The sequence below is a fragment of the Mycobacterium sp. ML4 genome (genome assembly GCF_054515735.1).
On the sequence record NZ_JBTNSY010000020.1, the window covers coordinates 84,780 to 103,973 of the forward strand.

Consider the following 19,194-nt stretch of genomic DNA (forward strand, 5'->3'; position numbering starts at 1 on the left):
ATCGTCTACTCAGGTTGTCAGTTCGAAGGGGGCAGGTGAGGTGGTTGTGGTGGACTTCATGGTCTCGCCGCCGGAGGTCACTTCTGCCCGCATCGCGCATGGACCGGGACCGCTGCCCCTGCTGGCGGCGGCATCGGCATGGCAGGGATTGAGTGAAGACCTGACGTCCACGGCGAACGCATTCACGTCCGTGGTATCGGATCTGACGCGATCGGCATGGCAGGGAACCTCGGCGACAGCCATGACCGAACTGGCGTCGTCGTATTCGCGTTGGCTGCGCGACGCGGCGACGGGGGCCGCGCACAGCGCCCGCCAGGCAACGGCCGCGGCAGCGGCCTACGACGCCGCACTGGCCGCCACCGTGCCACCGGAGACGTTGGCGGGCAACCGGACTCAGCTGCTTTCGCTGGTCGTGTCAAACATATTGGGGCTCAACGCACCAGCGATCGCTGCCACCGAGGCCGAGTACGAACGGATGTGGGCCCAGGATGTGGTCGCCATGTCGGACTACTACGGCGCGACTTCGGCCGCGGTCGCCCGGCTCACGGGATGGCAGACGCCGCTGAGCCCGCCGTCGGGCGCCGCGACGGCATATAGCGCCGGCGCGGCGACCGAGTCGGCTCCGGCGGCCGCGTCCAACGTCACCCTGGTGATAGGCGGCAGCGGATTCCCGTTGCCGTCGCAGAGCTACGTCAACACCGTGCTGGCCGACTACGTCACACCCCGTTTCCCCGGCTTCACCGTGACCAACGCCCAGGCGTTGCAGACACCGGCACAGTCCTACTGGATCACCGGCGTCAAGACTCTCACCGAGGACGCGTCGTGGGCGCAGGGCCTGCAGATCCTCGACAAGGCGATCGATGCACAGCTGGCAGCCGGAAATCACGTGGTCGTTCAGGGCTTCTCGCAGGGCGCCGGGATCGCATCGCTGGAGATGGCCAACCTCAAAGCCGCAGGCGTGCCCAGCGATGCGGTGAGCTTTTCGTTGGTCGGAAACCCGATGAACCCCAACGGAGGGTTGTATTCGCGCTTCGACGGTCTGACCCTGCCGAGTCTGGGCAAGTCGTTCCCGGGGTCCACCCCGGCCAATGACTATCCGACCGTCATGTACACGATCGAGTACGACGGCTTCGCGGACTTTCCCCAGTACCCGCTCAATGTCGTTGCCGACGCCAACGCCATGCTCGGCGCGCTCTATGTCCACCCGCTGTATCCCACCCTTACTCCCGCGCAGGTCGCCACGGCTGTCCAACTGCCAACCGAGGGATTGACGATGACCACCTACTACATGATTCCCACTCACAATCTGCCGCTACTCGAGCCGCTGCGGACGACGTTCGTGGGCAATACCATCGCCGATCTGATTCAGCCCGATTTGAAGGTGATCGTGAATCTGGGCTACGGCAACCCCGACTACGGCTATTCGACCGGTCCGGCCAATGTCCCCACCCCGTTCGGGCTGTTCCCGGACGTCAGCGCGGTGACCGTGTGCAACGACCTGCTCAGCGGCACGCAGCAGGGCATCGATTCCGCCGCGACCGATCTGCGCGGTTGGCACCTGCCGTCGCTGCCGAGCCTGTCCCCGTCGGGCGTCCCACGCCTGACCCAGCCGGCATTCTCGCTGCCGTCGATCGACGGTGTCATCGACGGCATGCAGACGGCGAACACCAGCCTCGCAAGCGCGGTCACGAGTGCCACGGCCACGGCCTACTCGACGCTGCTTCCGACCGCCGATACCTTGAGCGCCATTGCTTTCTCGCTGCCGTCCTACGATGTGAACCTCTTCCTGGACGGCATCCGGCAAGCGGTGGACGGCGATCCCGCAGGCTTGCTCAACGCGGTCGGATATCCCGTCGCGGCCGACACCGGACTACTGACCTTCCTGAGCTTCTTCCTTGCCTACGCCTACTACAGCGCGGCCAGGTCGATCGTCAGCGATGTCGCCGGCATCCTGTAGACCGTCGGCGCGCAGGCACACCCACGCCGCGTCGGCGAGCACGATGGCGTCCTCGCTGTCCGGGGGATCCGCCAGCACGCCCAGCAGCCAGGCGCGTACCAATTCCTGAGCTGGACCCAACCAGAGCGCCTGACTGTGCGCGGGTCGTAGCGGCCGCAACGTCCCGTAGTGAGCGTGGGGTCGCCACCACGCCTGCAGCGCGCCCGCAAAGCGCTCGTTGAGTTCCTTCAGCTCGGTCGCCGCCGCGTCGAGGACCGCCGGCTCGGTCATGGTGATGAGGAACCGGGCCATCTGCGGGTGATCGGTACACCACCGCAGATGCATGGCGACAATCGCCCGCACGCCCGCCTCCGCGCCTGCCTGCTGAGCGAGTTCGACCAGGAAAGCCTGCTGATACTTCGTCACGCAGTCGACGTACACCGCGCCCGCAAGCGACTCCTTGCTCGGGAAGTGGTGGAAGAAACTGCCGTTGCTGGCCTGCGCATCGCGCTGAATCTGCCGCAGCGACGTTGCGCTGATGCCTTGTGCGAGAAACCGATTCAATGCTGCGTCGATGATCGCCGACCGGCGGTCGGCGCCGGCGCGACGGGCTGTACGGGTGGCGGCCACACTGCTAGACTATCACTCCATTAATATGGAGCATTGCTCTAGGAGGGAAATGATGGACCACCAACGGGCCACAGCGCTGGCCGAACGGCTCCTCCAAGCCTGGAACACCCAGGAGGTGAAACGCGTCGTCGACTGCTACACCGATGACGTCCGTTACCGCGATCCCAACACCCGCGGCTTTGTCGAGGGCGCCGACGCGATGCGCCGCTATCTGACGAAGTTGTTCGACCGCTGGCAGATGCACTGGGCCCTGCGCGAGGCGTATCCGCTGCGCGACGGGGAAGGCGCCGCCGTTCTGTGGCGCGCCACCTTCCGCCTCGCCGGCAACGACATGCAGGTGGAGATCGACGGCATGGACCTGGCGCTGGCCGATGGCGACCACCTGGCGCGAAATGATGTCTACTTCGATCGTTCGTCATTGCAGTTGCTGACCGCCGCCGGAACCTGACCCCCCGCCGGCGCGGCCGACGTCAATTTCTGCCGCTTGCAGCGATTCGCCCCCGCATCGTCAGACCGGTCTCCCCCGGTATGATCGCCGGAGTAGGTGACGGATCAATCAGGGGTCAAAAGGGTGCGGGTCACGGGTAGAATTGTGCGTTTCGACGGGGTGCGCGGTTATGGTTTCATCACGCCGGATATCGGCGGAGAAGACGTGTTTCTCCACGTCAACGACCTTGAAGTGGACAAACAGCTCGCAGTGCGTGGCGCCCGGGTGTCTTTCGAAATTGACGAGGGAAATCGCGGGAAATTCGCCCGGGAAGTACGCTTGTCGAACAGCTCTGCGCCCGTTGAAGACGATCCGTCAGGCGCTGGCGACGAATATTTCGATGTGCTTTCGCCCGAGGAATTCCGGCACACAATAACCGAGAAGCTATTACACATAACGCCGGCATTGAATGCCCAGCAGATCCTCGCGGTGCGCAGCAGCTTCGAAGAGGTGGCGCGCAAACACGGCTTGATAGATTCATAGTTTGCCGCCGGCGCAGCACCGGGCATGTGGAGGGGTGTTGCCAACTACATCGCCAAACTACATGGGAAGTGGGGTTGTGCCAGTGGTATCGACGCTCGGTCTGCCAGAGGAAGTGCGGGCCTGTCTGTTCGACCTCGACGGAGTGCTCACTGACACCGCGAGCGTGCACACCAAGGCCTGGAAGGAGATGTTCGACGCCTTCCTCAGGCAGCGCGCCGAGGAGTCCGGGGAACGATTCGTGCCCTTCGATGCGGACTCCGACTACCGCCAGTACGTGGACGGCAAGAAGCGGGAGGACGGCGTCCGATCGTTCCTGCGGAGCCGCGACATCCACCTTCCTGACGGCGGCCCCGACGATCCAGCCGACGCCGAGACCGTGCACGGTCTGGGCACCCGGAAAAACGATGCATTTCAAGCGGTTCTGCGCAAAGACGGTGTCACGGTGTTCGACGGGTCCCGGCGCTACCTGGAGGCGGTGCAGGCCGCGGGCCTCAAAGTGGCCGTGGTGTCATCGAGCGCCAACACCCGCGACGTGCTCGAGATCACCGGCCTGGACCGGTTCGTCCAGCAGCGCGTGGACGGCGTGACGTTGCGCGAGGAGAACATCGCCGGCAAGCCGGCCCCGGACTCCTACCTGCGCGGCGCCCAGCTTCTCGATGTCGAGCCGGCGGCCGCCGCGGTTTTCGAAGACGCAATCTCCGGCGTGCAGGCCGGCCGGGCCGGTAACTTCGGACTCGTGGTAGGTGTCGACCGGGTGGGTCAAGCTGACGAGCTGCGCGACAACGGCGCCGACGTCGTGGTGACCGATCTGGCCGAACTGCTCGACGACGACGGGGAAGCATCATGATCTCCGAGGAAGCGTTTCCGGTCGAGCCGTGGCAGATCCGCGAAACCCGTCTCAATCTCAACCTGTTGGCCCAGTCGGAGTCGCTGTTTGCTTTATCCAACGGGCACATCGGATTACGCGGCAACCTCGATGAAGGCGAACCCTACGGCTTACCCGGTACCTATCTGAACTCGTTCTACGAGATCCGGCCGCTGCCCTATGCCGAGGCGGGATACGGATACCCCGAAGCCGGGCAGACCGTCGTCGACGTCACCAACGGGAAGATCATCCGGCTCATGGTCGACGACGAGCCCTTCGACGTACGCTACGGCGAATTGCTGGACCACGAGCGGATTCTCGACTTGCGCGCCGGAACGCTGACCCGCTGCGCACACTGGCGCTCCCCCACCGGCAAGCAGGTGAAGGTGACCTCCACCCGGCTGGTGTCGTTGGCACACCGCGGTGTCGCGGCCATCGAGTACGTGGTCGAAGCCATTGACGATTTCTCCCGCGTCACCGTGCAATCAGAACTGGTCACCAACGAAGACCAGCCCGAGACCTCCGACGACCCCCGCGTTTCGGCCATCCTGGAGAATCCACTTGAGGCCGTCGATCACGAAATCACCGAGGGCAGAGCGCTTCTCATGCACCGGACCCGCAGCAGCGCGCTGATGATGGCGGCCGCGATGGATCACGAGGTCGAGGTTCCGGGCCGGTGTGAGATCAGCACCGACGTCCGCGCCGACCTGGCGCGCACCACGGTGATCTGCGGCCTGCGGCCCGGGCAGAAGTTGCGCATCGTCAAATACCTGGCGTACGGCTGGTCGAGCCTGCGGTCCCGTCCAGGGCTGCGGGACCAGGCCGCCGCAGCACTGTCCAGCGCCCGCTACAGCGGATGGCAGGGTCTGATCGACGGCCAACGCGCTTACCTGGACCTGTTCTGGGACGCGGCCGACGTGGAAGTCGAGGGGGATCCGGAAAGCCAGCAGGCCGTGCGGTTCGGCATGTTCCACCTGCTGCAGGCCAGCGCGCGCGCCGAACGCCGGGCCATTCCCAGCAAGGGACTCACCGGAACTGGCTATGACGGCCACGCATTCTGGGACACCGAAGGTTTCGTGCTGCCGGTACTCACCTACACCGTCCCACATGCGGTCGCCGACGCGCTGCGCTGGCGAGCGTCGACACTGGATCTGGCCACGGAGCGGGCGGCCGAACTCGGTCTAGACGGTGCGGCCTTCCCCTGGCGCACCATCCGCGGGCAGGAGTGCTCGGCCTACTGGCCGGCCGGCACGGCAGGCTGGCACATCAACGCCGACATCGCGATGGCCTTCGAGCGCTACCGCGTCGTCACCGGGGACAACTCGCTCGAGGAGGAGTGCGGGTTGCCGGTGCTGATCGAGACCGCCCGGCTGTGGATGTCGCTGGGACACCACGACCGGCACGGCGTGTGGCATCTGGACGGGGTGACCGGCCCCGACGAATACACCGCGATCGTCCGGGACAACGTCTTCACCAATTTGATGGCGGCCAACAATCTGCGTATCGCCGCCGAGGCCGCCAAGCGCCACCCCGACAAGGCCGGCGCGCTGGGTGTCACCACCGAGGAGATGGCCGCCTGGCGCGACGCGGCCAGTGCCGCCCACATCCCCTACGACGAGGAGTTGGGCGTCCATCAACAGTGCGAAGGATTCACCACTTTCGCCGAATGGGACTTCCAGAACAACGCCACCTATCCGCTGCTGATGCACGAAGCCTACGTCCGGCTCTACCCCGCGCAGGTGATCAAGCAGGCCGACCTGGTGCTGGCCATGCAGTGGCAGAGCCATGAGTTCACACCCGAACAGAAGGCGCGCAACGTCGACTACTACGAGCGGCGGACTGTCCGCGACTCGTCGCTGTCGGCGTGCACCCAGGCGGTGATGTGTGCGGAGGTCGGCCACCTGGAACTGGCCCACGACTACGCCTACGAGGCCGCGCTCATCGACCTGCGCGATCTGCACCGCAACACCCGCGACGGTCTGCACATGGCCTCCCTGGCCGGCGCGTGGACGGCACTGGTCGCCGGGTTCGGCGGACTACGCGACGACGAGGGCATTCTGTCCCTCGACCCGCAACTGCCCGACGGCATCTCGCGGCTGCGCTTCCGGTTACGCTGGCGCGGTTTTCGGGTCACCGTGGACGCCGACCACGAGAACGTCACCTACTCGCTGCGTGACGGTCCCGACGGCGAGTTGGTCATCCAGCACGCCGGTGAGGAGGTCACCTTGACCACCGAAGAGCCGTCGACCATCGCGGTGCGTCGACGCGAGGCATTGCTGCCTGCGCCGATCCAGCCGCCGGGTCGTGAACCGATTCACCGGCGATCGTTGATACGGATCACTTAGGGCTCACCGCCACCCGTCACTTGGCCACAACGGCGAAGTGGTTGCTGGTGGCCCACGACGCTTCGAATACGGCCATCGGAATCACCTCGTCGCGGCCCCAGTCGATGCCGCTGTCGTTGAGGTGCACAACACCGGCCCCGGTGTCGATGCCGGTGACGACGACGAAGTGGTTTTCGTGGGTACGGTCACCACGCTGATTCCACAAAGTCTCGCCGTTGACCCCGGCGATCACCTTGCGGCCCGCGCCCAACTCCGGTGCCAGCGACCCAATGGTGAACAGGCCCATTACGGTCGCAATACCGTAGTGCCCCAGCAGAATCGGTATGTCCCGATTGTCGGTGCCCCCGTTTTGAAAGATCGGTCCAGGCCGAACCGAGCTCGGGGTGTTCTCGGACAGCGCCCTGACCTCGTCCTCGCTGGGTTGGTTGCCGGTGAGCTCACCGACCACATCGGCCACCGCGACCTCTGCGCAGTCCAAGCCGTGCTGCCGGCGCCAGAAAGGTGCCGCCGCGGTGGGGTCGCCATACATCCGGGCGCCGTCGCGCCCCGGATTAGCCTGCGCCGCAACGGGATATGCGATCACTGATGCGGCCGCCAGCGTTACCAGCGCGCCCGCGAATCCCAACTGGTTTGCTGCCTTCATCGTCATGATGCAGAGGATCGGCTCAAGCGCTGGCCAGATCTTTGGGAAATCCCTGCGGAATTCATGCGCCGCAGGCAGCCCAGTTCTCAGCGGCGCCGCGGACTCAGTGCGGTTGGACCATACGGGCCAACTCGGCAATGACGGACTGCCGCAGCTCGGCGTCCGTCAGGTCGTCCAGCCCGGTCGACGCCCGCAGGAACGGCTCGAACAGGCGCCAGCCGAATTGCAGGGCAGCGGCATTGGCCACCGCCAGCCGCGCGCTGCGATCATCGGGAAAATGGGGGCGCACCGCCTCGAGCAGCTGCGCCATGCCGGGAAACTGCGTCTGCAGCTGCCCTACCGGGTAGCCGTCCAGCAGCGTGCGCGCGATCACCCGCATATGCTGCTCTACGGCTTGCTCGACCTCGGCCTCCGAGGCGCCGCGTTGCCGCGCCGCGGTGGTGGCCGCACTCAGGTGGTCGAGCACCGCGCCGACCAGTTTCTCCTTCGTGCCGAAGTGACGAAACACCAAGCCGTGGTTCACCTTTGACCGAGCGGCGATGTCGCGAATCGAGGTCGCGGCGGGTCCTCGCTCGGCGAACAGCTCGGCGGCCGCCTGCAGCACCGCGGCCGCCACCTCTTCTCGACCGGTGGGAATCGCGCCGCGCGAAACGCTTGCCGCCCGCGTAGTCACGCGTCTACGTTAACGTGGTAGTCAGTTGACTACACCAGATCGCCCGCAAAAGAGCAGAGATGGCGCACAAGGTAGCCGTCACCACGCTGAGTAGCCGCATCGGCGCCCGCCTGGACGGGGTGCGCCTGGGTGGCGACCTGGACGAGGCCACCGTCGACGAGATCCACCAGCCGCTGCCGACCCACCAGGTGATCTCCTTCGGCGGCCAGCGCCGGCTCATACACCGCCTCACCCTCCTCGGTGACGCGCCGGTCAGCGCCGAGCGCCGTCGGTAACCAGCGGAGTCCCCTTGCCGCGGCGTAGTCAATTGACTACACTCGCCGGCAGGTAGTCAACTGACTACACCCCTCTTCCGTGAAGGAACAGCGATGACAAACCTGATAGCAGTGCACAAGTTGGGCAGCCGCATCGGCGCGGAGATCGACGGTGTCCGCCTGGGCGGCGACCTCTCCTCCGCGGCGGTGGACGAAATCCGCGCGGCGTTGTTGACCCACAAAGTGATCTTCTTCCGCGACCAGCATCACCTCGACGACCAGCAGCAACTCGCGTTCGCCACTCTGCTGGGCACTCCGATCGGCCATCCGGCGGCCACCTCGCTGGCTCCGGACGCCCCGGTCGTCACGCCGATCAACTCCGAGTTCGGTAAGGCCAACCGCTGGCACACCGACGTCACGTTCGCGGCCAACTACCCGGCCGCCTCGATCCTGCGGGCAGTCACCCTGCCCAGCTACGGCGGTTCGACACTGTGGGCCAACACCGCGACGGCCTACGCCGAGTTGCCCGAGCCGCTGAAGTGTCTCGCCGACAACCTGTGGGCACTGCACACCAACCGCTACGACTACGTCCAGACCGAATCGATGACCGACCTGCAGCGCGCGTTCCGGCAGGCGTTCGAGACCCCCGACTTCCAGACCGAACACCCGGTGGTGCGGGTCCACCCGGAGACCGGCGAACGGACGCTGGTCGCCGGCGGTTTCGTTTCCAGCTTCGTCGGGTTGGACAGCCGCGAATCCAGCGCGCTGTTCGACATCCTGCAGAACCGGATCACCCAACCGGAGAACACGATTCGCTGGAACTGGCAGCCGGGCGACGTGGCCGTCTGGGACAACCGGGCCACCCAGCACCGGGCGGTCGACGACTACGACGACCAGTACCGGCTGATGAACCGGATCACGCTGATGGGCGACGTGCCGGTGGACGTGTACGGGCAGCGCAGCCGTGTTGTCAGTGGAGCGCCCCTGGCGCTGGCGAGCTGATCAGCCGGTCTTGCTGACCGGGTCGATCGGCAACCACCGCAGCGCGCCCGGCGCGTCGGCGGGCACCACGGGGTTGTCCGGGGCGATCGGGTCAAGCCTGCGGTAGGCGTCGCCCTGCAGCGGCCGCTCGTCGTTCTGGCCCTTATTGGGCCAGAGCGACGCGGCCCGCTCGGCCTGGGCGGCGATGGACAACGATGGGTTGACACCCAGGTTGGCCGAGATGGCGGCGCCGTCGACAACGAACAGCGTCGGGTAGCCGTACACCCGGTGGTAGGGGTCGATGACCCCGTTCGACGGGCTGTCGCCGATCGCCGCGCCGCCGAGGAAGTGGGCGGTCAGCGGGATGTTGAACAACTCGCCCCAGGTGCCGCCGGCCACGCCGTCGATCTTTTCCGCGATGCGCCGGGTCACCTCGTTGCCCACCGGGATCCAGCTCGGGTTCGGCTCGCCGTGGCCCTGCTTGCTCGAGTACCAGCGGATGCCGAGCTTGCCGCGCTTGGTGAACGTGGTGATCGAGTTGTCCAGGTGCTGCATCACCAGTGCGATCGTGGTGCGTTCACTCCATTGCCTGGGATAAAGCATCCGCAGCATCAGCCTGGGATGCGCGCGGGCCTGGTCCAGCAACTGCCGCCAGCGCGGCACATCCCCAGCTTTGGGGCCTTCCGGGCCCGGGCCATCGGTCATCAGCGTCTGCAGCAACCCCATCGCGTTGGAACCTTTGCCGTAGCGGACCGGCTCGACATGGGTGTCGCTGGTCGGGTGGATCGACGAAGTGATCGCCACGCCGTGGGTCAGGTCCAGCTTGGGATCCACCTTCAGCGTCGCCGCGCCGACGATCGATTCGGAATTGGTCCGGGTCAACACACCCAGCCGCTCGGACAGCTTGGGCAACTTTCCCTTATCACGCATGTGGAAGAGCAGATGCTGGGTGCCCCAGGTGCCGGCGGCCAGGATCAGGTACGACGCGGTGTAGGTGCGCCGGTCGCGGCGCACCCAGCTGCCGGTGCGAACCGTCTTGATCTCCCACAACCCGTCGGGCCGCTGCTCGAATCCCTTTACTGTCGTCATCGGAATCACCTGCGCGCCGGCGGATTCCGCGAGGGCGAGATAATTCTTGAGCAGCGTGTTCTTGGCACCGTGCCGGCAACCCGTCATGCAACAGCCGCATTCCAGGCAGCCGGTGCGCGCCGGTCCGGCGCCACCGAAATACGGGTCCGGCACGGTCTGCCCCGGCGTCTGCTTGCCGTCGGGACCGAAGAACACCCCGACCGGAGTGGGCACCCAGGTGTCGCCGCAGCCCATCTCGTCAGCGACCTCTTTGAAGATGCGGTCGGCATCGGTGAAGGTCGGGTTGGAGACCACACCGAGCATCCGCTGCGCCTGTTGGTAGTGCGGCATCAGCTCGTCACGCCAGTCGGTGATGTGCTTCCACTGCTGGTCGTTGAAGAACGGGTCCGGCGGGATGTACAGCGTGTTCGCGTAGTTCAGCGAACCGCCGCCCACGCCCGCTCCGGCCAGGATCATGACGTTCTTGAGCGGGTGGATGCGCTGGATGCCGTAGCAGCCCAGCTTGGGCGCCCAGAGGAATTTACGGAGGTCCCAGGAGGTTTTGGCGAAGTCCTCGTCGGCGTACCGGCGGCCGGCTTCGAGCACGCCGACCCGGTAACCCTTTTCCGTAAGGCGCAGCGCGCTGACGCTGCCCCCGAAGCCTGAACCGATGATCAAGACGTCGAAGTCCGGTTTCATCGGTGCAGTATGACCCGCTTTACATCAGACCCGTCAAGAGGTGTGCTGAGCAGACACAAAATCGCACGTTTTGGCTCCAAACCATGCGATTTTGTGTCTGCTCGCGATCGAACGGGGGCCTCAACTGGCGACCGTCAGACCGACCTTCTGGAACTCCTTGAGGTCGCAATACCCCGCCTTGGCCATCGCCCGGCGCAGACCGCCGACCAGGTTCAGCGTGCCGAACGGGTCGTCGGACGGCCCGTTGAGCACGCGTTGCAGCGGCGGGCGTTCCCCGACAGCGATCTGCAGCAGCGCGCCGCGCGGCAACGACGGGTGCGCCGCGGCCGCCGGCCAGAACCAGCCCTCGCCCAGGGCCTCGGCCGATTCGGCCAGCGGGGTGCCCAGCACCACGGCGTCGGCACCACAGGCGATGGCCTTGGCCAGCTCACCGGAATTGTGGATGTCGCCGTCGGCCAGCACGTGCACATAGCGCCCGCCGGTCTCGTCCAGGTACTCGCGCCGGGCAGCGGCGGCGTCGGCGATCGCGGTGGCCATTGCCACGCTGATGCCCAGCACCTCGTCGGTGGTGGTCACGCCCCTGGTAGAGCCGTAACCGACGATGACGCCCGCCGCGCCGGTGCGCATCAGGTGCAGGGCGGTGCGATGGTCCTGCACGCCGCCCGCGACAACAGGTATGTCCAGTTCGGAGATAAAGGTTTTGAGGTTGAGCGGCTCGCCGTTGCTGGCCACCCGTTCGGCCGAGACGATGGTGCCCTGGATGACCAACAGGTCCACGCCGGCCTGCAGCAGCACCGGGGTGAGCGCCTGGGCGTTCTGCGGGCTCAGCCGCACCGCGGTGGTGACGCCGGCCTCGCGGATGCGGGCCACCGCCGCGCCCAGCAGCTCGGGGTTCAGCGGGGTCGCGTGCAACTCCTGCAGCAACCGGATCGCCGCCGACGGTTCGGGCTCCTTAGTTGCCGCCTCGATGAGCTGGGCGACCTTGGCCTGCACGTCGGAGTGCCGGCCGATCAGGCCTTCGCCGTTGAGCACCGCCAGACCACCAAGGCGGCCGAATTCGATGGCGAACTCCGGGGAGACCAGGGCGTCGGTCGGGTGGGCCAGCAGCGGGATCTCGAACCGGTAAGCGTCCAGCTGCCACGCCGTGGACACGTCCTGCGACGAGCGGGTGCGCCGCGACGGCACGATATTGATCTCACTGAGTTCATAGGTACGACGGGCACTGCGGCCCATGCCGATCTCAACCATGGCCACCGTCAGCGTGCGTAGTAGTTCGGTGCTTCGACGGTCATGGCGACGTCGTGCGGGTGACTTTCCTTCAGCCCGGCCGGCGTGATCCGGACGAACTGCGCCTGCTGCAGCACCTCGATGGTGGGTGAGCCCGTATACCCCATTGCAGCCCGCAGGCCACCGGTCAACTGGTGGATCACCGAGCCCAGCGGACCGCGGAACGGCACCCGCCCTTCGATTCCCTCGGGAACCAGCTTGTCTTCGGAGAGCGCATCGTCGGCGAAGTAGCGGTCCTTGGAGTAAGACTTGCCCCCGCCGCCGGAACTACCCCGTCCTGCCATGGCCCCGAGTGAACCCATACCGCGGTAGCTCTTGTACTGCTTGCCGTTGACGAAGATCAGTTCACCGGGCGCCTCGGCCGTGCCGGCCAGCAGCGAGCCGAGCATGGCTGTCGACGCGCCCGCGGCCAGCGCCTTGGCGATGTCGCCGGAATATTGCAGGCCGCCGTCGGCAATCACCGGCACACCTGCCGGGCGGCACACCGCGACGGCCTCCAGAATCGCCGTGATCTGAGGTGCACCGACACCGGCTACCACCCTGGTGGTGCAGATCGAGCCCGGTCCCACGCCCACCTTCACGGCGTCGGCACCGGCGTCGACCAGCGCCGCGGCCGCCGAACGGGTGGCGACGTTGCCGCCGACCACCTCCACCCGGTCGCCGACCTCGAGCTTGAGCTTGTTCACCATGTCGAGCACCAGGCGATTGTGCGCGTGTGCGGTGTCGACCACCAGCACGTCCACTCCGGCGTCGACCAGCATCATCGCGCGTACCCAGGCGTCACCGCCGACGCCGACCGCCGCCCCCACCAGCAGCCGGCCGTCGCTGTCCTTGGTGGCCAATGGGTGTTGCTCGGTCTTGACGAAGTCCTTCACCGTGATCAGGCCGGTCAGCCGGCCGTGCCCATCCACGATGGGCAGCTTCTCGATCTTGTTGCGGCGCAGCAGACCCAACGCCGCCGATGCGCTGACGCCCTCCTGGGCGGTGATCAGCGGGGATTTGGTCATGACCTCGGCGACCTGGCGGTTCTGGTCAACCTCGAAGCGCATGTCCCGGTTGGTGATGATCCCCACCAGCGCGCCGTCGTCGTCGACGACGGGCAGTCCGGAGATGCGGAACCGCGCGCACAGGGCGTCGACCTGGGCCAGCGTGTTGTCCGGGCGGCAGGTGACCGGATCGGTGACCATGCCGGCCTCCGAACGTTTCACCATCTCGACCTGGCCGGCCTGCTCGGCGACCGGCAGGTTGCGGTGCAGCACGCCCATACCGCCGGCTCGCGCCATCGCGATCGCCATCCGGGACTCGGTCACGGTGTCCATTGCCGAGCTGACCAGGGGCACCTTGAGCCGGATGCGCTTGCTCAGCTGGCTGGAGGTGTCCGCGGTGGCAGGTACCACGTCGGAAGCGGCCGGCAGCAACAGAACGTCGTCAAAGGTCAGCCCCAGCATGGCGATCTTGTGCGGGTCGTCCCCGCCGGTGGGCACCGAGTCCCCGGACAGACCGCCCACCCGCATGTACGGGCTGCCGACCAGGTCGGAGCTGTCTTCGAGGCCGGACATGCCACGTGACATCGGCGAGGCCCTCCAAAATGCAGGCTGGGGTGAGAAAGATCATCTTATCGGCTCGGGGAGACGGCCCGTCTGGCGACTTCGCTGTGTCCTTCGACGTGCCTCGGCAATTTCTGGCGTTATCACTACCGGCCTGCGTAGGCTATGGGGGTGCGTGACCACCTCCCGCCGGGTTTGCCGCCCGATCCCTTCGCCGACGACCCCTGCGACCCGTCGGCGGCTCTGGAGGCCGTCGAGCCAGGCCAGCCGCTGGATCAGCAGGAACGGATGGCCGTCGAGGCGGACCTGGCCGACTTGGCGGTCTACGAGGCGCTGCTGGCGCACCGGGGAATCCGCGGCCTGGTGGTCTGCTGCGACGAGTGTCAGCAGGATCACTACCACGACTGGGACATGTTGCGCGCCAATCTCCTGCAGTTGCTGATCGACGGCACCGTCCGTCCACACGAGCCGGCGTATGACCCGGAGCCGGACGCCTACGTCACGTGGGACTACTGCCGCGGGTACGCCGACGCCTCGCTCAACGAAGCGACATCAGACGCGGACGGGTTCCGCCACCTCTGATCTCTTGACGTTCCGACTCAAGGCCGTGTGCCGGTCGGGAAGGGCGTTCTCGGCGCAGCGGGCCCGGAAGTCCTGTCCCACAATCCTCCCGGCGGTGTCGACGAAGCCGGTGAGCTCGGGCCGGCAACGGGTGAGTTGGGTGTCGCGCTGGGTGTCACAGCAGTGCCCGGTTTGGACCTGCTCTTGGGCGTCGGAGTGGTCGTGGTGGGCGTGCCGGACGGCGTCGGCGACGTGGACGGCGTCGTGGTCGACGCCTTGGGCCTGGATGTGGTCGTCGACGGTGTCGCAGATGTGGTCGTGGCCGCCGGCGGCGCGAGGGTCGTCGTCTGGTCGGGTGCCGGGCTGTTCGATGCGGCCGGGCCGGGCTGCTGCGGGAACGTCGACTCGTCGACCGCGATCGGCGGTGGCGTCTCGGTGCCGGGCGCCGACGGTTGCGGCGTCCGGGAATTCGCCGGAGCTTCCGGAACTGCCAACTCCGACGGCGGTGCGGCGGGCCGCGGGGTGGCGTAGGGATCGCGCTTTTCGACCTTGGTGTTGAGCTGGTTCACCTCATCGAGCAGGCCCTGCCGCCGGCCTCCGTCGTTGACAGACTGCAAGGTGGTGCTAACTTCAGCCAGCTGCGTCTGGGCCTGATCCCATTTGCCCTGTGCGATCATCTGCTCGACCTTGGCCAGGTCCGCCTTGGCGGACAACACGATCTGATCGTCACTGACTCGCGGCTCGTTGAACATCATGGCGTGCAGGCCGTACAACAGGTCGCCGGGCCGGGCGTCGCCCACCACGGCGCCGAAACCGCTCAGCAACAGCAGGCTCGCCGCCACCGATCCGACGGCGGCCAGCCCGCGCCGGCCCCCGTTGCGGTCCATCATCCCCAACCGCAGCGCGTCTTCGGCCTCGTCCTGCGACACCAGCGCACTGGCCGGCGGCCACCTCAGATCGTCGCGCCACTCACCCAACAATGCAGTCAGCGCCTGATCATCGAAGCCGTCGGGATCGCCGAGCGCGACCTCGGTGCGTGCGGCCAGCGCGTCGAGAAGCAGGTCGGTGTGGGCCACCTCGTCGAAGGCCGGCTGATCACCGCGGGAGTTGCCGAAATCAGAATTACGCATATTCACCTGCCGCGACGATCTCGTCTCTCAACCTTTGAAGTGCACGGTGTTGGGCCACCCGAACCGCACCCGTCGTGCTGCCGACGGCGGCAGCGGTCTCCTCGGCGCTCAGGCCCACCACGACGCGCAGAATCAGGATTTCGCGTTGCTTCGCCGGCAGGATCTCGAGCAGTTCGTTCATCCTGCTTACCGAATCGGCCTCGAGGGCCCGCTGTTCCGGGCCCGCGTCCGACGAGCGGCGCTCGGGTACTTCCTCTGCGGGATACGTCAGATCGCGACCGGCGGCGCGATGGGCGTCAGCGACCTTGTGCGCGGCGATGCCGTACAGAAATGCCAGGAACGGGCGTCCTCGGTCCCGATAGCGCGGCAGCGCCGTTATGGTGGCCAAGCACACCTCCTGAGCCACGTCATCAGCGGACAATCCGCCGCGCTCGACGGTGCCGACTCGCGCTCGGCAGTATCGGACGACGATCGGGCGGATGGTTTCCAGCACCTCCCGAAGCGCGTTGCGGTCCCCTGCGGCGGCCTCCACAACCACAGCGTCGAGACGTTCTCCCTGCATTGTCATCGACGGTGGTTTCTCCAAAGTCACGGACGGGACTCATCCCGGGCTAACTCGTTGAGCGACAATATCGGGCGGACAGGATTTCAGGGGGTACGCCAGGTGCCACCGGCGCGTTGTACTTCACCTGCGCAAATATCCCGAATTTCGGCGAGTTCGGGCAGCCCCTGTGGCTCAACCGTGACGCTTCCGGTATCGATCAGCAAGCAAGCAAGCGCCCACCGAAGCGGTGTGAGTCCCAGCCGTTGCGCATCCTGAAATGCCCGTTCGGCGACGGCGCGCGCCCGCTTTACGGCTCCGGCGCTGCACAGGGCGGCAGCCAGCACCACATCACTCTTGACGCGGTGCCGCGCCGATCCCCCGGTCATGTTCCGCGCCTTCTCGACCGCTTCTTCTGCGCGGCGAACGGCCGTCGATCCGTCACCGGCAGCCATCGCCAGCTCGGCGCCGACCCACCCCCGGCGCACCATGAGCCGGTCTGCCGTCAGCGGCCCCAACTCGGCTCCCCGCAGTGCGGCGTCCGCACGCGTCAACAGCGTCGACGCCGCCGCGAGGCGTCCGACGCCCAGCGCGTCCGCCGCCAGTCCGACCAGAGCGTCGGTCCGAGCCTCGGGGTCGTCTCCCGCCAGGGCGAAAGCCCGCCCGTCCCAGCCACGCGCCAGCGTGTGCCAACCCAATTGGCGCAGAAACGAGCCGTGCGTGCTGTGAGCCAGCGACGCCAGCGGGCGGGCGGGCACCTGACCCCGCAGCGTGGCCAGGTCGGCGTACGCGCTGCCGTAGCGGCCCTGTCCGCCGGCGGCAACGGCACGCAACCAGAGCTGGCGCACAGTAGTGGCTGTCGGCAGTGGCCAACTGCCCGGACTCCCACCGAAGGCGGCGTCAAACAGCACCGCGTCAAGGGCAGCCTCAGCGGCAGGGTGTGCAGTCTGGCCCGCGGTGATTTCTCGCCCCCCGATGTCACTGATGCGATCGTCGCGAGCGCGATGCGGCGACACACGCTCCGTCATCCCGAAGCTGCCGAAAGGTTACTGCATGCTCGGCGGGACCGGGCTGACGCAGATGGATTTAATCGGACCGGTGCCGCGGGTCGGCCGCATTGCGCGCGCAGGACCCGGCGGCGCACTCATGTCGGGCATGGGCGTGCGGGCGAGGCGACCGCGAGGCGACCCGATATCGCACAGGACGCGGGACAGCCCGAAATCACTTGGCAGCGTGAGACGTTGACGTCGACCCGACGACGGGGTCCGCCCCGCGCCAGCCGAAGAGACGGCCTTGTCGGTCGTAGTGTCCGAGTCGGTTGCGCCGGTGACGCCGGCCTTCGGGGACGCTACGAGCGCCATTCGGTCGGGTTGCGCAGACTCCGGTTGCCTCACGAAAGAGATCGCCGCCCTCCAAATCGTGGACCTTCGCGATGAGTTGAATCCATTCAAATAGTGGCGGGCCGACGGGATATTTCGGTTCGTGACACCGAAACCGGGCCGCCGCGATGACTGCACGCCGGACCGCACCACGCCTCACCCGAACCGTTCTGGGGATACTCGAATGGCATTCCGAATCTGAGAATGATTTGAGGCGCAGAAAGGGGCTGACATTCGCCGCAAGGACCATTATGTTTTCTTATGTCGTGATTTCCCGGTGATCGGGTCGATCGCTAAGCGCTTCAGACGAAGGACGCACGTAATGGTCGTGATGCGGATGGAAATGGCGACCATCGATGACGCGCCCGGGACACCAGCCGCGCATTCCGCGCCGGTAGTGGCATCAGATACAAAGTCACCCCCTGAAAAGCCGGGCGGCGGCCGCCGGCCGGACCGGGAACGCTGATCAGAAAGGTATGACTAGATGAGCTTCTTGGTGGCGTCACCGGAAAGCCTTTCAGCGCAGATATACACCGGCCCGGGCTCGGCACCGATGTTGGAGGCTGCCGCCGCATGGGAGGGATTGGCCGACGAACTCGACACGGCGGCGAGTTCGTTCGGGTCGCTCATCTCGCAACTGACTTCATCGGGGTGGCAGGGGCCGGCGGCGTCGGCGATGACAGCCGTCGCCGCGCCGTATGCCCAATGGCTCGGTAGTGCCGCGATCCAAGCTCTGGGGGCCGCCGGTGGCGCCAAGGCGGTGGCCGCGGTCTTCGAGGCGGCACGGGCCGCCGTTATCCACCCTGTCGAGATCGCGCTCAATCGCAACCGTCTCATCTCTCTGGCGCGGTCCAACATCTTCGGCCTGAATGCGCCGGCCATCGCCGCAAACGAATTCGAATACGAAGAGATGTGGGCCACCGATGTCGCTGCGATGGTGGGCTACCACGGCGGGGCCTCAGCGGTGGCCCAGCAGTTGGCACCGTGGCAGCGGGCTTTGAGTAGCCTGCCGTCCCAGGTCGCCGCCGCGACCGGACTGGGATCGACTCCTTTGCCACCGGCACCAGCGGCCACCGCGGTTGAGTACGGTCTCATCGCTGGCCTGTTGGGTCCGCGGCTTGCTTCCGGCCTGAGGCTCGGTGCGAACCTGCCTGATCTTCCCTTCTGGTCCGCCGCCCTCAGCCGGGCGGCGCAGGTGGTGCCAGGGGTGAAGATCGGCCCGGCGTTGATCACCCAGGCGGCGGCGCAGCTCTCCGCCGTCGCGAACAACCCCGCGTTGATCAGCCAGGCTGTATCCCAGTTGTCCGCCACCGTTGTGGACCCGAAAGTGTTGAGCCAGGCGGCATTGCAGTTGTCCGCGGTGAGCGCGGCCCCGACAGTGCTTGCCGCGATCGCCGCCGACCCGATTTCGATCACCCAAGCCGCCGCGCGACTGTCGGCCGTCGTCGCCAACCCGGCCGTGCTTACCCAGGCCGCCGCACAGTTGTCCGCGGTCGCGGCCAACCCGGCGGCACTCACTCAGGCCGCCGCGCAGCTGTCGGCGGTCGCGGCCAACCCGGCCGTGCTCACCCAGGCCGCCGCGCAACTGTCGGCGGTCGCGGCCAACCCGGCGGCGCTCACCCAGGCCGCCGCGCAACTGTCGGCGGTCGTGGCCAACCCCGATCTGCTGGCCAGGGTCGCCGTCG

General features: G+C 66.8%; 18 protein-coding genes. 9 read left to right on the top strand and 9 right to left on the bottom strand.

Annotation, left to right across the window (positions count from 1 at the left end):
- The first annotated feature begins 58 nt into the window (after window positions 1-58).
- Window positions 59-1,957: a PPE family protein gene (locus tag ACX9NE_RS21750; protein ID WP_459363160.1), complete on the top strand. Its 1,899-nt coding sequence runs from the start codon at window positions 59-61 to the stop codon at window positions 1,955-1,957.
- Here ACX9NE_RS21750 and ACX9NE_RS21755 read toward each other — a convergent pair.
- On the bottom strand, window positions 1,871-2,566 hold the full coding sequence (locus tag ACX9NE_RS21755; protein WP_459363096.1) for a TetR/AcrR family transcriptional regulator: 696 nt from the start codon (window positions 2,564-2,566) through the stop codon (window positions 1,871-1,873). The two genes, ACX9NE_RS21750 and ACX9NE_RS21755, sit on opposite strands and share 87 nt — an antisense overlap.
- A 52-nt stretch (window positions 2,567-2,618) precedes the next feature.
- Between ACX9NE_RS21755 and ACX9NE_RS21760 the strand changes: the two genes are divergently transcribed.
- From ACX9NE_RS21760 to ACX9NE_RS21775, 4 genes are all read left to right on the top strand, one after another.
- Window positions 2,619-3,014 carry a nuclear transport factor 2 family protein gene (locus tag ACX9NE_RS21760; RefSeq protein ID WP_459363095.1) on the top strand — a complete coding sequence of 132 codons (396 nt, stop codon included), beginning with the start codon at window positions 2,619-2,621 and terminating at the stop codon, window positions 3,012-3,014.
- A gap of 144 nt (window positions 3,015-3,158) precedes the next feature.
- Window positions 3,159-3,536: a cold-shock protein gene (locus ACX9NE_RS21765; RefSeq protein WP_459363094.1), complete on the top strand. Its 378-nt coding sequence runs from the start codon at window positions 3,159-3,161 to the stop codon at window positions 3,534-3,536.
- 82 nt (window positions 3,537-3,618) lie between these two features.
- The gene (locus ACX9NE_RS21770) at window positions 3,619-4,383 is read left to right on the top strand and encodes a beta-phosphoglucomutase family hydrolase (RefSeq protein WP_459363159.1); all 765 of its coding nucleotides are present in this window, start codon (window positions 3,619-3,621) and stop codon (window positions 4,381-4,383) included.
- The gene (locus tag ACX9NE_RS21775; protein ID WP_459363093.1) at window positions 4,380-6,746 is read left to right on the top strand and encodes a glycoside hydrolase family 65 protein; all 2,367 of its coding nucleotides are present in this window, start codon (window positions 4,380-4,382) and stop codon (window positions 6,744-6,746) included. Before ACX9NE_RS21770 ends, ACX9NE_RS21775 begins: the two co-directional genes overlap by 4 nt.
- A gap of 16 nt (window positions 6,747-6,762) precedes the next feature.
- Here ACX9NE_RS21775 and ACX9NE_RS21780 read toward each other — a convergent pair whose 3' ends face one another.
- Both ACX9NE_RS21780 and ACX9NE_RS21785 read right to left on the bottom strand, forming a co-directional pair.
- Window positions 6,763-7,395: a C39 family peptidase gene (locus tag ACX9NE_RS21780; RefSeq protein WP_459363092.1), complete on the bottom strand. Its 633-nt coding sequence runs from the start codon at window positions 7,393-7,395 to the stop codon at window positions 6,763-6,765.
- 97 nt (window positions 7,396-7,492) lie between these two features.
- Window positions 7,493-8,062 (bottom strand): TetR/AcrR family transcriptional regulator, encoded by a 570-nt coding sequence (locus tag ACX9NE_RS21785; protein WP_459363091.1) that lies wholly within the window; start codon window positions 8,060-8,062, stop codon window positions 7,493-7,495.
- Window positions 8,063-8,121: 59 nt separating this feature from the next.
- On the opposite strand from ACX9NE_RS21785, the gene ACX9NE_RS21790 reads away from it, so the two are divergent.
- Window positions 8,122-8,337, top strand: a complete 216-nt coding sequence (locus ACX9NE_RS21790; RefSeq protein ID WP_459370798.1) for a hypothetical protein — start codon at window positions 8,122-8,124, stop codon at window positions 8,335-8,337.
- Window positions 8,338-8,430: 93 nt separating this feature from the next.
- Entirely contained in the window at window positions 8,431-9,318 is an 888-nt protein-coding gene (locus ACX9NE_RS21795) for a TauD/TfdA dioxygenase family protein (protein WP_459363090.1), read from the top strand.
- Here ACX9NE_RS21795 and ACX9NE_RS21800 read toward each other — a convergent pair whose 3' ends face one another.
- The 3 genes from ACX9NE_RS21800 to guaB form a co-directional block, all read right to left on the bottom strand.
- Window positions 9,319-11,064, bottom strand: coding sequence for a GMC oxidoreductase (locus tag ACX9NE_RS21800; protein WP_459363089.1), 1,746 nt, complete (start codon window positions 11,062-11,064; stop codon window positions 9,319-9,321). It lies immediately after the preceding gene.
- Between the two features lie 120 nt (window positions 11,065-11,184).
- Entirely contained in the window at window positions 11,185-12,312 is a 1,128-nt protein-coding gene (locus ACX9NE_RS21805) for a GuaB3 family IMP dehydrogenase-related protein (RefSeq protein WP_459363158.1), read from the bottom strand.
- An 8-nt stretch (window positions 12,313-12,320) separates the two neighbouring features.
- On the bottom strand, window positions 12,321-13,922 hold the full coding sequence (gene guaB, locus ACX9NE_RS21810; protein WP_459363088.1) for an IMP dehydrogenase: 1,602 nt from the start codon (window positions 13,920-13,922) through the stop codon (window positions 12,321-12,323).
- Between the two features lie 147 nt (window positions 13,923-14,069).
- Between guaB and ACX9NE_RS21815 the strand changes: the two genes are divergently transcribed.
- On the top strand, window positions 14,070-14,480 hold the full coding sequence (locus ACX9NE_RS21815; protein ID WP_459363087.1) for a DUF5319 domain-containing protein: 411 nt from the start codon (window positions 14,070-14,072) through the stop codon (window positions 14,478-14,480).
- Between the two features lie 17 nt (window positions 14,481-14,497).
- Here the strand turns inward: ACX9NE_RS21815 and ACX9NE_RS21820 are convergent, their stop codons facing one another.
- The 3 genes from ACX9NE_RS21820 to ACX9NE_RS21830 all read right to left on the bottom strand — a co-directional run bounded on the left by ACX9NE_RS21820 (window position 14,498) and on the right by ACX9NE_RS21830 (window position 17,041).
- The gene (locus ACX9NE_RS21820; protein WP_459363086.1) at window positions 14,498-15,589 is read right to left on the bottom strand and encodes an anti-sigma-D factor RsdA; all 1,092 of its coding nucleotides are present in this window, start codon (window positions 15,587-15,589) and stop codon (window positions 14,498-14,500) included.
- The gene (locus ACX9NE_RS21825) at window positions 15,582-16,157 is read right to left on the bottom strand and encodes a sigma-70 family RNA polymerase sigma factor (protein ID WP_459363085.1); all 576 of its coding nucleotides are present in this window, start codon (window positions 16,155-16,157) and stop codon (window positions 15,582-15,584) included. The genes ACX9NE_RS21820 and ACX9NE_RS21825 overlap by 8 nt, the downstream gene beginning before the upstream one ends.
- Window positions 16,158-16,237: 80 nt before the next feature.
- Window positions 16,238-17,041 (bottom strand): hypothetical protein, encoded by an 804-nt coding sequence (locus ACX9NE_RS21830; protein WP_459363157.1) that lies wholly within the window; start codon window positions 17,039-17,041, stop codon window positions 16,238-16,240.
- Between the two features lie 952 nt (window positions 17,042-17,993).
- Here ACX9NE_RS21830 and ACX9NE_RS21835 point away from each other — a divergent pair.
- A partial coding sequence (locus ACX9NE_RS21835; protein WP_459363084.1) for a PPE family protein occupies window positions 17,994-19,194 on the top strand: 1,201 nt, incomplete at its 3' end.

Excerpts from the sequence above, each read along its gene's own strand:
- ACX9NE_RS21820 (WP_459363086.1), bottom strand. The coding sequence starts at position 15,589 with ATGCGTAATTCTGATTTCGGCAACTCCCGCGGTGATCAGCCGGCCTTC.
- ACX9NE_RS21760 (WP_459363095.1), top strand. The coding sequence starts at position 2,619 with ATGGACCACCAACGGGCCACAGCGCTGGCCGAACGGCTCCTCCAAGCC.
- guaB (WP_459363088.1), bottom strand. The coding sequence starts at position 13,922 with ATGTCACGTGGCATGTCCGGCCTCGAAGACAGCTCCGACCTGGTCGGC.
- ACX9NE_RS21790 (WP_459370798.1), top strand. The coding sequence starts at position 8,122 with ATGGCGCACAAGGTAGCCGTCACCACGCTGAGTAGCCGCATCGGCGCC.
- ACX9NE_RS21825 (WP_459363085.1), bottom strand. The coding sequence starts at position 16,157 with ATGACAATGCAGGGAGAACGTCTCGACGCTGTGGTTGTGGAGGCCGCC.
- ACX9NE_RS21800 (WP_459363089.1), bottom strand. The coding sequence starts at position 11,064 with ATGAAACCGGACTTCGACGTCTTGATCATCGGTTCAGGCTTCGGGGGC.
- ACX9NE_RS21750 (WP_459363160.1), top strand. The coding sequence starts at position 59 with ATGGTCTCGCCGCCGGAGGTCACTTCTGCCCGCATCGCGCATGGACCG.
- ACX9NE_RS21775 (WP_459363093.1), top strand. The coding sequence starts at position 4,380 with ATGATCTCCGAGGAAGCGTTTCCGGTCGAGCCGTGGCAGATCCGCGAA.
- ACX9NE_RS21805 (WP_459363158.1), bottom strand. The coding sequence starts at position 12,312 with ATGGTTGAGATCGGCATGGGCCGCAGTGCCCGTCGTACCTATGAACTC.
- ACX9NE_RS21795 (WP_459363090.1), top strand. The coding sequence starts at position 8,431 with ATGACAAACCTGATAGCAGTGCACAAGTTGGGCAGCCGCATCGGCGCG.
- ACX9NE_RS21780 (WP_459363092.1), bottom strand. The coding sequence starts at position 7,395 with ATGACGATGAAGGCAGCAAACCAGTTGGGATTCGCGGGCGCGCTGGTA.